1 protein-coding gene (only partly in view) is annotated in these 15,059 nt (G+C 61.1%); it reads left to right on the plus strand.

Annotated elements, in window-relative coordinates; translation table 11 throughout:
- Nucleotides 1-15,059, plus strand: part of the annotated coding region (locus AMM33_RS21480) for a VCBS domain-containing protein (RefSeq protein ID WP_090143252.1) (this coding region is incomplete at its 3' end). 12,045 nt of the annotated region lie beyond the right edge of the window; 15,059 of its 27,104 annotated nt are in view.

Consider the following 15,059-nt stretch of genomic DNA (forward strand, 5'->3'; position numbering starts at 1 on the left):
ATGGCCAAGAAGTTTCAAATTTTCGTTAGCACTAGCCAAGCAACGCAGGGGCAACTCTTTGAAGTCGACCAGGGGCAGGGTCAGCGCGGTCAAGCCTTGCGGATCAAAGCTAAAACTGGAGGCCGCTACCAACTGCTGGACATCGAAAAAGGGGATGGCATTGCGCCCGATTTCGTCAAATTTAAGCGTGTGAAAAAAGACTTGTATGTCTTGTTTGAAGGCAGCGATCAGGCAGATGTCATCATTGAGGACTATTACAAAGTCGAGCCTCAGACCAATGTCTGCGTGATCGGCCAGGCCGAGAACGGCAATTTCTATGGATACACCCCAGAGGACCCAAGCTTAAGAGGGATGATTGCTCACCTGAGCGATGGTGGTGAGTTGGTCAGCATGGTGTTGGGCTCGAAAGAGGTTTATGCGACGCAGTCTGCCTGCGGTGACTTGGTCAGCATGCCGGTGGGTCCGAATGAGGTTTATTCGACGGGGGCTGGTATTGGCGCTTTCGCGTTCAATCCCCTTTGGTTGGGTCTTGGATTGTTGGGTGCAGGTGGAGCAACGGGTCCAGTGACTGTCGGGCCTGCTGGCAAAGTGACCATCGACTTGGATCCTTTGACGGGAGACAACATCATTTCAGTGTTGGAAGGTCAGCAGGCAAGTGCAAGGCTGTCGGGGCAAGTCAAGGGGGACTTCAAGCCAGGCGATGTGGTGACTTTGGATCTCAATGGCAAGCGCTTGATCACAACTGTGGCTGTGGATGGTCGCTTTGGTGTCGATGTGCGCATGGAGGACCTCAAGGAAGATTCCGACACCAAAGCCGAAGTTTTCGTGTCTGCCAAACACCCCATCACGGGTGCCATCAACGTGGCGAGCACCAGTCAGGATTACGCGGTGGAAATCGACAACTTGTCACCCAATGGGGGCAAGGCTGTGGTACTCACCATCGACAACGATGCCAATAACGACGGATTCATCAACCGTGCTGAACTGGATGGTCGCAGCACTGTGAGCGTGAGTGCTGTTTTTGACGGGAGCACAGTGTCTCCGGGTGATGTGTTGATCCTCACCGATGGTTTCACAACCAAGAGTATCACTTTGGATGCGCAGGCTTTGGCTGCCGGAAAAGTCACCACCAGTTTTGCAGCGCCCACTGATGGTCAAAGTATCAGGGTCAGTGCGGTAATGCGTGACGCGGCCAACAACACCACGCCCGAGGCTTTGGATACAGCCCTTGTGGATACATCCAACTTCGTCCCTGATCTCACTGGCAGCAGCAAGAGCATTGACATTGATATCGTCTCCGACGCAGATGACAACCAACTGCTGAATATCGCCGAAGTCGGCAGTGACCCGATTTCAGTCAAAGTGGGTTTGCCGGTCGATGCCAGGGCAGGAGATAAATTGGTGGTTGAAGCCACTGGCAGTGACAGGCAAGTCATCCTCCTGAGTGCAGAGCAGGTGGCTGCCAAAGAGGTGCGACTTCAATTCAATTCGCCAAGCCATGGGGTTGAGTTTGTGGTGACTGCGCAGTTGAATGACATTGCACAAAACTTCAGTACCAAAGTCAGCGATAGCGCACGCATCAGCACGCTGGCGCCAGCAGGTCGCATCGATCTGGATGCTATCACTGGGGATGATTTCATCACCACCGTTGAGGCAAACGCAAGCGTCACTGTGACAGGTCAAGTCAGTGGTGATTTTCTGCAGGGCGATGTGGTCAGCATCTCTCTCACAGATCAGGACGGTGTCAGCAACATTTATACAGGCACTGTTGATGCTCAGGGGCAATACAGCATCGCAGGCGTGCCAGGTCGTCAATTGGCCAGTAACGCCGATTTGCAAATTTCTGCCCAAATTCAAGCCCATGATGCGGCCAACAATTCGGCGATCTACAGCACGACGCGCGCTTATGTGCTTGATGCCAATGCCAATGCCGACAAGACGGCGCTCATGCTGCACCCTGTCACAGGTGACAACATCGTCAATTGGGAGGAGCGCAAACCAAGCACGGTCAGCTTGACCGGTCAAGTAACAGGTGTTTTTGAAACCAACGATGTGGTGACCTTGAGCTTGAACAACGAGCAATTCACTGGGCTTGTGAATGCAAAAGGGGAATTCAGCATCGCGGTGAACACGTCTGATCTGATGGCGGACGCTGATACAAAAGTTCAAGCCCGTATTGCCGCGACTGTGGGAGCCGTGAGGCAAACGGCTGTAAGTGCTCAGAATTACGTGGTAGAAACCAGCCAGTTGGCCACCAGGCTGACGGCACTGATTCTGGATGCGGTGGCAGACGACAACATGGTCAGTGCAGCCGAAAGCACTGCCAACGATGGAAAAATAACCATCACAGGTCAAGTCACGGGAACCTATGTCGCTGGCGATCAAGTTGTTCTGAAAATCAACAACCAAACAATGACCGGTACCGTGGATGCATCAGGTCGCTTCGGTATCGAGGTTTTGTTTGCGAATTTGTTGGCTGACGTCGACAGGCAGATTGAGGCCAGCGTTTCAGGATCGGGTGGGCAAGCAGCGCAGGCCAGTCAAAATTACGGCATCAATTTGAATGTCGCACCTGTGGCCAAGCATGATACTGCCACGGTGGGTGAAGCCGGCGGGCTGTGCAACAGTACGCCAGGCGCTTTACTCACGTCCACAACAGCCAATGTCAACAGTCTGAATGTATTGGCCAATGATACAGATGCCAACGCAGGAGATATTCTGAGTGTCAAGAGCCTTCAGACGGGGACGTTTGGGACGGCAGTAGCTGTTGAGCCTGGGTCAACAAGTATGCTGAACGGCCAAACATTGGCAGGATCCTTTGGCATCTTGACCATGGGTGCTGATGGAAGTTATGAGTATGTACTTGATCAGTGTAATCACGATGTTCAGGGCTTAGGGGGTGGCGATTTTCTAGAAGATGTGTTCACTTACACGGTACAGGATGCAGAGGGCATGAGTGCTCAGGCCACCCTGACCGTGAAGGTTTTGGGCAGCAACGATGCGCCCGTGCTCACCACCAGCAGCACAGCGCGCAGCTACACAGAGAACCAGCCAGCCATCCTGGCCAACAACGACCTGAGCCTGAGCGATGTGGACAGCGCCAGCCTGTCGGGTGCCACGGTGCAAATCACCAGCGGCTTGAGCGCAGGCGATGTGCTCAGCTTCACAGCGGCCAATGGCATCACCGGCAGCTACGACGCGGCCACCGGAACGCTGACCCTGACCGGCAACGCCACACAGGCGCACTACCAAACAGCATTGCAAAGCGTGAGCTACGCCAGCACCAGCGAAAACCCGACAGCCAGCAGTGCCAGCCGGACGCTGAGCTGGCAACTGAGCGATGGGGCCAGCAGCAATGCGCTGAGCGCTGTGGCCACCAGCACCATCAATCTGACGGCGGTGAACGACGCGCCCGTTCTCACCACAAGCAGCACAGCGCGCACTTACACAGAAAACCAGCCAGCCATCCTGGCCAACAACGACCTGAGCCTGAGCGATGTGGACAGCGCCAGCCTGTCGGGTGCCACGGTGCAAATCACGAGCGGCTTGAGCGCAGGCGATGTGCTCAGCTTCACAGCGGCCAATGGCATCACCGGCAGCTACGACGCGGCCACCGGAACGCTGACCCTGACCGGCAACGCCACACAGGCGCAATACCAAACAGCGCTGCAAAGCGTGAGCTACGCCAGCACCAGCGAAAACCCGACAGCCAGCAGTGCCAGCCGGACGCTGAGCTGGCAACTGAGCGATGGGGCCAGCAGCAATGCGCTGAGCGCTGTGGCCACCAGCACCATCAACCTAGCGGCGGTGAATGATGCGCCCGTTCTCACCACAAGCAGCACAGCGCGCACTTACACAGAAAACCAGCCAGCCATCCTGGCCAACAACGACCTGAGCCTGAGCGATGTGGACAGCGCCAGCCTGTCGGGTGCCACGGTGCAAATCACGAGCGGCTTGAGCGCAGGCGATGTGCTCAGCTTCACAGCGGCCAACGGCATCACGGGCAGCTACGACGCGGCCACCGGAACGCTGACCCTGACCGGCAACGCCACACAGGCGCAATACCAAACAGCGCTGCAAAGCGTGAGCTACGCCAGCACGAGCGAAAACCCGACAGCCAGCAGTGCCAGCCGGACGCTGAGCTGGCAACTGAGCGATGGGGCCAGCAGCAACGCGCTGAGCACTGTGGCCACCAGCACCATCAACCTAGCGGCGGTGAATGATGCGCCCGTTCTCACCACAAGCAGCACAGCGCGCACTTACACAGAAAACCAGCCCGCGATCCTGGCCAACAACGACCTGAGCCTGAGCGATGTGGACAGCGCCAGCCTGTCGGGTGCCACGGTGCAAATCACCAGCGGCTTGAGCGCAGGCGATGTGCTCAGCTTCACAGCGGCCAATGGCATCACCGGCAGCTACGACGCGGCCACCGGAACGCTGACCCTGACCGGCAACGCCACACAGGCGCAATACCAAACAGCGCTGCAAAGCGTGAGCTACGCCAGCACGAGCGAAAACCCCACGGCCAGCAGTGCCAGCCGGACGCTGAGCTGGCAACTGAGCGATGGGGCCAGCAGCAACGCGCTGAGCGCTGTGGCCACCCGCACCATCAATCTGACGGCGGTGAATGATGCAGCCACCTTCACGGGAGACACGAGTAAAACGCTGACCGAGACGGATGTGGCCCAAACCGTCACCGGCACTTTGTCGGTGAGCGATGTGGACAGTCCCACGACGGTCACGGCTCAAACCGATGTGGCCGGCAGTGCGGGCCTGGGCAAGTTCAGCATCACCTCAGCGGGTGCCTGGACCTATGTGATGGACAGCCCACAAAACCAGTTGACCGCTGGCCAAGAAGTCACCGACAGCTTGACGGTGAGCACGGCCGACGGCACCACGCAGGTCATCAGTGTGCTCATCACCGGCACGAACGACGGTCCTGTGGCCGTGAACGACACGGCCACTATCGGCGAAGCCGGTGGCATGAACAACGGCACAGCAGGTTTTGCCTTGAGCTCCACGACCAGCGGCGTGAGCGCCCTGAACGTGCTGGCCAACGACACCGATGTGGACAGCGGCGACACCAAAGCGGTTAAAGACATCAAGGCGGGAACCGCCGCCGGTGCAGGCACATCCGTCACCGCCAGCACCACCAGCGCCAACGGCACGGAAGTGGTGGGCAGCTTCGGCACGCTCAAGATCGGCGCGGATGGCAGCTACACCTACGCGGTGGACCAGACCAACGCCACGGTGCAGGCCTTGAACACCGACAGCACAGCGCTGAGTGACGTGTTCACGTACACGGTACAAGATGCGGCGGGTCTGAGCAGCACAGCCACCATCACGGTGTCGGTGACCGGAGCCAATGACGCGCCGGTTGCCGTGAACGACACGGCCACCATCGGCGAGGCTGGGGGCAGCAACAACGGCACGGCAGGTTCTGCCCTAACCTCCACAACCTCTGGCTTTACCAACACGCTCAATGTGTTGGCCAACGACACCGATGTGGACAGCGGCGACACCAAAGCGGTTAAAGACATCAAGGCGGGCACCGCCGCTGGTGCAGGCACGGCAGTGACCGCCAGCACCACCAGCGCCAACGGCACGGAAGTGGTGGGCAGCTTCGGCACGATCAAGATCGGTGCTGACGGCAGCTACACCTACGTGGTGGACCAAGCCAACGCCACCGTGCAGGCCTTGAACACCGACAGCACAGCGCTGAGCGACGTGTTCACCTACACCGTACAAGACGCGGCGGGTCTGAGCAGCACAGCCACCATCACGGTGTCGGTGACGGGTGCCAATGACGCCGCCACGTTCAGTGGCGACATCAGCAAGTCGATCACCGAGACCAACGTGGCCCAAACCGTCACCGGCATTTTGTCGGTGAGCGATGTGGACAGTCCCACGACGGTCACGGCTCAAACCGATGTGGCTGGCAGTGCGGGCCTGGGCAAGTTCAGCATCACCTCAGTGGGTGCCTGGTCCTATGTGATGGACAGCCCACAAAACCAGTTGACCGCTGGCCAACAAGTCACCGACAGCTTGACGGTGACCGCGGCCGATGGCACCACGCAGGTCATCAGTGTGCTCATCACGGGCACCAATGACGGGCCCGTGGCCGTGAACGACACGGCCACCATCGGCGAAGCCGGTGGCACCGCTAACGGAACCGCAGGCTCTTCTTTGAGCTCCACGACCAGCGGCGTAAGCGTCCTGAACGTGCTGGCCAACGACACCGACCTGGACGCGAGCGAGACGCTCAGCGTCAAAGACATCAAGGCCGGAACAGCCGCCGGTGCAGGCACTGCAGTGACCGCCAGCACCACCAGCGCCAACGGCACGGCCATCACAGGCAGCTTCGGTACATTGACCATCGGTGCCGACGGCAGCTACACCTACGCGGCAGACCAAGCCAACGCCACTGTCCAGGCGCTGAACACATCCAGCACAGCGCTCAGCGACGTGTTCACCTACACCGTACAAGACGCGGCTGGCCTGAGCAGCACGGCCACCATCACGGTGTCGGTGACCGGAGCCAATGATGCGCCGGTTGCCGTGAAGGACACGGCCACCATCGGCGAAGCCGGTGGTTCGAACAACGGAACCGCAGGTTCTGCCTTGAGCTCCACAACCTCTGGCTTTACCAACACGCTCAATGTGTTGGCCAACGACACCGACGTGGACAGCGGTGACACCAAAGCGGTTAAAGACATCAAGGCGGGCACCGCCGCTGGTGCAGGCACGGCAGTGACCGTGGCCACCACCAGCGCCAACGGCACGGAAGTGGTGGGCAGCTTCGGCACGATCAAGATCGGAGCGGATGGCAGCTACACCTACGTCGTGGACCAAGCCAACGCCACGGTGCAGGCCTTGAACACCGACAGCACAGCGCTGAGTGACGTGTTCACCTACACCGTACAAGACGCGGCGGGTCTGAGCAGCACAGCCACCATCACGGTGTCGGTGACGGGTGCCAATGACGCCGCCACGTTCAGTGGCGACATCAGCAAGTCGATCACCGAGACCAACGTGGCCCAAACCGTCACCGGCACTTTGTCGGTGAGCGATGTGGACAGTCCCACGACGGTCACGGCTCAAACCGATGTGGCTGGCAGTGCGGGCCTGGGCAAGTTCAGCATCACCTCAGCGGGTGCCTGGACCTATGTGATGGACAGCCCACAAAACCAGTTGACCGCCGGGCAAGAAGTTACGGACACCTTGACGGTGAGCACGGCCGACGGCACCACGCAGGTCATCAGTGTGCTCATCACGGGCACGAACGACGGTCCCGTGGCCGTGAACGACACGGCCACCATCGGCGAAGCCGGTGGCACCGCTAACGGAACCGCAGGCTCTTCTTTGAGCTCCACGACCAGCGGCGTAAGCGTCCTGAACGTGTTGGCCAACGACACCGATGTGGACAGCGGAGACACCAAAGCGGTTAAAGACATCAAGGCGGGCACCGCCGCCGGTGCAGGCACTGCAGTGACCGCCAGCACCACCAGCGCCAACGGCACGGAAGTGGTGGGCAGCTTCGGCACGATCAAGATCGGTGCTGACGGCAGCTACACCTACGCGGTGGACCAAGCCAACGCCACCGTGCAGGCCTTGAACACCAACAGCACGGCGCTCAGCGACGTGTTCACTTACTCGGTGCAAGACGCAGCAGGCTTGAGCAGCACGGCCACCATCACGGTGGCGGTGACCGGGGCCAATGATGCGCCGGTTGCCGTGAACGACACGGCCACCATCGGCGAAGCCGGTGGTTCGAACAACGGAACCGCAGGTTCTGCCTTGAGCTCCACAACCTCTGGCTTTACCAACACGCTCAATGTGTTGGCCAACGACACCGACGTGGACAGCGGCGACACCAAAGCGGTTAAAGACATCAAGGCGGGCACCGCCGCTGGTGCAGGCACTGCAGTGACCGCGGCCACCACCAGCGCCAACGGCACGGCCATCACAGGCAGCTTCGGTACATTGGCCATTGGCTCAGATGGCAGCTACACCTACGCGGTGGACCAAGCCAACGCCACCGTGCAGGCCTTGAACACCAACAGCACGGCGCTGAGCGACGTGTTCACTTACACGGTGCAAGACGCAGCAGGCTTGAGCAGCACAGCCACGATCACGGTGTCGGTGACCGGGGCCAACGATGCCGCTACGTTCAGTGGTGACATCAGCAAGTCGATCACAGAGACCAACGCGGCCCAAACCGTGACGGGCAACTTGACGGTGAGCGATGTGGACAGTCCCACCACCGTCACCGCCCAAACCGATGTGGCCGGCAGTGCGGGCCTGGGCAAGTTCAGCATCACCTCAGCGGGTGCCTGGACCTATGTGATGGACAGCGCACAAAACCAGTTGACCGCCGGGCAAGAAGTCACCGACACATTGACGGTGAGCACGGCCGACGGCACCACGCAGGTCATCAGTGTGCTCATCACCGGCACGAACGACGGTCCTGTGGCCGTGAACGACACGGCCACCATCGGCGAAGCCGGTGGTTCGAACAACGGAACCGCAGGTTCTGCCTTGAGCTCCACGACCTCTGGCTTTACCAACACGCTCAATGTGTTGGCCAACGACACCGATGTGGACAGCGGAGACACCAAAGCGGTTAAAGACATCAAGGCGGGCACCGCCGCTGGTGCAGGCACGGCAGTGACCGTGGCCACCACCAGCGCCAACGGCACGGAAGTGGTGGGCAGCTTCGGCACGCTCAAGATCGGCGCGGATGGCAGCTACACCTACGTGGTGGACCAGGCCAACGCCACGGTGCAGGCCTTGAACACCGACAGCACAGCGCTGAGCGACGTGTTCACTTACACGGTACAAGATGCGGCGGGCCTGAGCAGTACAGCCACCATCACGGTGGCGGTGACCGGGGCCAATGATGCGCCGGTTGCCGTGAACGACACGGCCACCATCGGCGAAGCCGGTGGTTCGAACAACGGAACCGCAGGTTCTGCCTTGAGCTCCACAACCTCTGGCTTTACCAACACGCTCAATGTGTTGGCCAACGACACCGACGTGGACAGCGGCGACACCAAAGCGGTTAAAGACATCAAGGCGGGCACCGCCGCTGGTGCAGGCACGGCAGTGACCGCCAGCACCACCAGCGCCAACGGCACGGAAGTGGTGGGCAGCTTCGGCACGATCAAGATCGGTGCTGCCGGCAGCTACACCTACGCGGTGGACCAGACCAACGCCACAGTGCAGGCCTTGAACACCAACAGCACAGCGCTGAGCGACGTGTTCACTTACACGGTACAAGACGCAGCAGGCTTGAGCAGCACAGCCACGATCACGGTGTCGGTGACCGGGGCCAACGATGCCGCTACGTTCAGTGGTGACATCAGCAAGTCGATCACAGAGACCAACGCGGCCCAAACCGTGACGGGCAACTTGACGGTGAGCGATGTGGACAGTCCCACCACCGTCACCGCCCAAACCGATGTGGCCGGCAGTGCGGGCCTGGGCAAGTTCAGCATCACCTCAGCGGGTGCCTGGACCTATGTGATGGACAGCGCACAAAACCAGTTGACCGCCGGGCAAGAAGTCACCGACACATTGACGGTGAGCACGGCCGACGGCACCACGCAGGTCATCAGTGTGCTCATCACCGGCACGAACGACGCGCCCGTGGCCGTGAACGACACGGCCACCATCGGTGAAGCCGGTGGTACGAACAACGGCACAGCAGGTTCTGCCTTGAGCTCCACGACCAGCGGCGTCAACGTTCTGAACGTGTTGAGCAACGACACCGACGTGGACGCGAGCGAGACGCTCAGCGTCAAAGACATCAAGGCCGGAACAGCTGCCGGTGCAGGCACGACAGTGACCGCGGCCACCACCAGCGCCAACGGCACGGAAGTGGTGGGCAGCTTCGGCACGATCAAGATCGGCGCGGATGGCAGCTACACCTACGTAGTGGACCAGGCCAACGCCACGGTGCAGGCCTTGAACACCGACAGCACAGCGCTGAGTGACGTGTTCACGTACACGGTACAAGATGCGGCGGGTCTGAGCAGCACAGCCACCATCACGGTGTCGGTGACCGGGGCCAATGACGCGCCTGTGGGCGTGAACGACACGGCCACCATCGGCGAAGCCGGTGGTTCGAGCAATGGCACGTCCGGCAGCGCTCTCACATCGACCACCAGCGGATTCAGCGCCCTGAACTTGTTGGCCAACGACATTGATGTGGACAGCGGCGACACTTTGACGGTCAAAGACATCAAGGCTGGAACAGCTGCCGGTGCAGGCACGGCCGTGACCGCGGCCACCACCAGTGCCAACGGCACGGAAGTGGTGGGCAGCTTCGGCACGCTCAAGATCGGCGCGGATGGCAGCTACACCTACGTCGTGGACCAAGCCAACGCCACGGTGCAGGCGCTGAACACAGGCAGCACGGCCCTGAGCGACGTGTTCACGTACACGGTACAAGATGCGGCGGGTCTGAGCAGCACAGCCACCATCACGGTGTCGGTGACGGGGGCCAATGACGCCGCCACGTTCAGTGGCGACATCAGCAAGTCGATCACCGAGACCAACGTGGCCCAAACCGTCACCGGCACTTTGTCGGTGAGCGATGTGGACAGTCCCACGACGGTCACGGCTCAAACCGATGTGGCTGGCAGTGCGGGCCTGGGCAAGTTCAGCATCACCTCAGCGGGTGCCTGGACCTATGTGATGGACAGCCCACAAAACCAGTTGACCGCGGGCCAACAAGTCACGGACACCTTGACGGTGACCGCGGTCGATGGCACCACGCAGGTCATCAGTGTGCTCATCACGGGCACCAATGACGCGCCCGTGGCCGTGAACGACACGGCCACCATCGGTGAAGCCGGTGGTACGAACAACGGCACAGCAGGTTCTGCCTTGAGCTCCACGACCAGCGGCGTGACCGCCCTGAACGTGCTGGCCAACGACACCGACGTGGACAGCGGTGACACCAAAGCGGTTAAAGACATCAAGGCGGGCACCGCCGCTGGTGCAGGCACGGCCGTGACCGCGGCCACCACCAGTGCCAACGGCACGGAAGTGGTGGGCAGCTTCGGCACGCTCAAGATCGGCGCGGATGGCAGCTACACCTACGTCGTGGACCAAGCCAACGCCACGGTGCAGGCCTTGGACACCAACAGCACGGCGCTGAGTGACGTGTTCACGTACACGGTACAAGATGCGGCGGGTCTGAGCAGCACAGCCACCATCACGGTGTCGGTGACCGGGGCCAATGACGCCGCCACGTTCAGTGGCGACATCAGCAAGTCGATCACCGAGACCAACGTGGCCCAAACCGTCACCGGCACTTTGTCGGTGAGCGATGTGGACAGTCCCACGACGGTCACGGCTCAAACCGATGTGGCTGGCAGTGCGGGCCTGGGCAAGTTCAGCATCACCTCAGCGGGTGCCTGGACCTATGTGATGGACAGCCCACAAAACCAGTTGACCGCTGGCCAAGAAGTCACCGACAGCTTGACGGTGAGCACGGCCGACGGCACCACGCAGGTCATCAGTGTGCTCATCACCGGCACGAACGACGGTCCTGTGGCCGTGAACGACACGGCCACCATCGGCGAAGCCGGTGGTGCGGCCAACGGCACGGCAGGTTCTGCCTTGACCTCCACGACCAGCGGCGTAAGCGTCCTGAACGTGTTGGCCAACGACACCGACGTGGACGCGAGCGAGACGCTCAGCGTCAAAGACATCAAGGCGGGCACCGCCGCCGGTGCGGGTACAGCCGTCACCGCCAGCACCACCAGTGCCAACGGCACGGAAGTGGTGGGCAGCTTCGGTACGATCAAGATCGGCGCCGATGGCAGCTACACCTACGCGGTGGACCAGACCAACGCCACGGTGCAGGCGCTGAACACATCCAGCACGGCTTTGAGCGACGTGTTCACTTACACCGTACAAGACGCGGCAGGCTTGAGCAGCACAGCCACCATCACGGTGTCGGTGACCGGAGCCAACGACGCGCCGGTTGCCGTGAACGACACGGCCACCATTGGCGAAGCCGGTGGTTCGAGCAATGGCACGGCAGGCAGCGCTCTAACATCGACCACCAGCGGATTCAGCGCCCTGAACTTGTTGGCCAACGACACTGATGTGGACAGCGGCGACACTTTGACGGTCAAAGACATCAAGGCGGGAACCGCCGCCGGTGCAGGCACATCCGTCACCGCCAGCACCACCAGCGCCAACGGCACGGAAGTGGTGGGCAGCTTCGGTACGCTCAAGATCGGCGCGGATGGCAGCTACACCTACGTGGTGGACCAGACCAACGCCACGGTGCAGGCCTTGAACACCAACAGCACAGCGCTGAGCGACGTGTTCACTTACACGGTACAAGATGCGGCGGGTCTGAGCAGCACAGCCACCATCACGGTGGCGGTGACCGGGGCCAACGATGCCGCTACGTTCAGTGGCGACATCAGCAAGTCGATCACCGAGACCAACGCGGCCCAAACCGTCACCGGCACTTTGTCGGTGAGCGATGTGGACAGTCCCACGACCGTCACCGCCCAAACCGATGTGGCCGGCAGTGCGGGCCTGGGCAAGTTCAGCATCACCTCAGCGGGTGCCTGGACCTATGTGATGGACAGCGCACAAAACCAGTTGACCGCCGGGCAAGAAGTCACCGACACATTGACGGTGAGCACGGCCGACGGCACCACGCAGATCATCAGTGTGCTCATCACCGGCACGAACGACGGTCCCGTGGCCGTGAACGACACGGCCACCATCGGCGAAGCCGGTGGCACCGCTAACGGAACCGCAGGCTCTTCTTTGAGCTCCACGACCAGCGGCTTTACCAACACGCTCAATGTGCTGGCCAACGACACCGACGTGGACAGCGGCGACACCAAAGCGGTTAAAGACATCAAAGCGGGGACCTCTGCTGGTGCGGGTACAGCCGTCACCGCCAGCACCACCAGCGCCAACGGCACGGCCATCACAGGCAGCTTCGGTACATTGACCATTGGTGCCGACGGCAGCTACACCTACGTGGTGGACCAAGCCAACGCCACCGTGCAGGCCTTGAACACCAACAGCACAGCGCTGAGCGACGTGTTCACCTACACCGTGCAAGACGCAGCAGGCTTGAGTAGCACAGCCACCATCACGGTGTCGGTGACCGGAGCCAATGACGCCGCCACGTTCAGTGGCGACATCAGCAAGTCGATCACCGAGACCAACGCGGCCCAAACCGTGACCGGCACTTTGTCGGTGAGCGATGTGGACAGTCCCACGACGGTCACGGCTCAAACCGATGTGGCTGGCAGTGCGGGCCTGGGCAAGTTCAGCATAACCTCAGTGGGTGCCTGGACCTATGTGATGGACAGCCCACAAAACCAGTTGACCGCTGGCCAACAAGTCACCGACAGCTTGACGGTGACCGCGGCCGATGGCACCACGCAGGTCATCAGTGTGCTCATCACGGGCACCAATGACGGGCCCGTGGCCGTGAACGATACGGCCACCATCGGCGAAGCCGGTGGCATGAACAACGGCACAGCAGGTTCTGCCTTGAGCTCCACGACCAGCGGCGTGAGCGCCCTGAACGTGCTGGCCAACGACACCGATGTGGACAGCGGCGACACCAAAGCGGTTAAAGACATCAAGGCGGGAACCGCCGCCGGTGCAGGCACATCCGTCACCGCCAGCACCACCAGCGCCAACGGCACGGAAGTGGTGGGCAGCTTCGGCACGCTCAAGATCGGCGCGGATGGCAGCTACACCTACGTGGTGGACCAGGCCAACGCCACGGTGCAGGCCTTGAACACCGACAGCACAGCGCTGAGCGACGTGTTCACTTACACGGTACAAGATGCGGCGGGCCTGAGCAGTACAGCCACCATCACGGTGGCGGTGACCGGGGCCAATGATGCGCCGGTTGCCGTGAACGACACGGCCACCATCGGCGAAGCCGGTGGTTCGAACAACGGAACCGCAGGTTCTGCCTTGAGCTCCACAACCTCTGGCTTTACCAACACGCTCAATGTGTTGGCCAACGACACCGACGTGGACAGCGGCGACACCAAAGCGGTTAAAGACATCAAGGCGGGCACCGCCGCTGGTGCAGGCACGGCAGTGACCGCCAGCACCACCAGCGCCAACGGCACGGAAGTGGTGGGCAGCTTCGGCACGATCAAGATCGGTGCTGCCGGCAGCTACACCTACGCGGTGGACCAGACCAACGCCACAGTGCAGGCCTTGAACACCAACAGCACAGCGCTGAGCGACGTGTTCACTTACACGGTACAAGACGCAGCAGGCTTGAGCAGCACAGCCACGATCACGGTGTCGGTGACCGGGGCCAACGATGCCGCTACGTTCAGTGGTGACATCAGCAAGTCGATCACAGAGACCAACGCGGCCCAAACCGTGACCGGCACTTTGTCGGTGAGCGATGTGGACAGTCCCACGACGGTCACGGCTCAAACCGATGTGGCTGGCAGTGCGGGCCTGGGCAAGTTCAGCATCACCTCAGCGGGTGCCTGGACCTATGTGATGGACAGCCCACAAAACCAGTTGACCGCTGGCCAACAAGTCACCGACAGCTTGACGGTGACCGCGGCCGATGGCACCACGCAGGTCATCAGTGTGCTCATCACGGGCACCAATGACGGGCCCGTGGCCGTGAACGACACGGCCACCATCGGCGAAGCCGGTGGCATGAACAACGGCACAGCAGGTTTTGCCTTGAGCTCCACGACCAGCGGCGTGAGCGCCCTGAACGTGCTGGCCAACGACACCGATGTGGACAGCGGCGACACCAAAGCGGTTAAAGACATCAAGGCGGGAACCGCCGCCGGTGCAGGCACATCCGTCACCGCCAGCACCACCAGCGCCAACGGCACGGAAGTGGTGGGCAGCTTCGGCACGCTCAAGATCGGCGCGGATGGCAGCTACACCTACGCGGTGGACCAGACCAACGCCACGGTGCAGGCCTTGAACACCAACAGCACAGCGCTGAGCGACGTGTTCACTTACACCGTGCAAGACGCAGCAGGCTTGAGTAGCACAGCCACCATCACGGTGTC

The sequence above is a fragment of the Limnohabitans sp. DM1 genome (genome assembly GCF_001269385.1).
In the GTDB taxonomy this organism is placed as follows: domain Bacteria; phylum Pseudomonadota; class Gammaproteobacteria; order Burkholderiales; family Burkholderiaceae_C; genus Limnohabitans_A.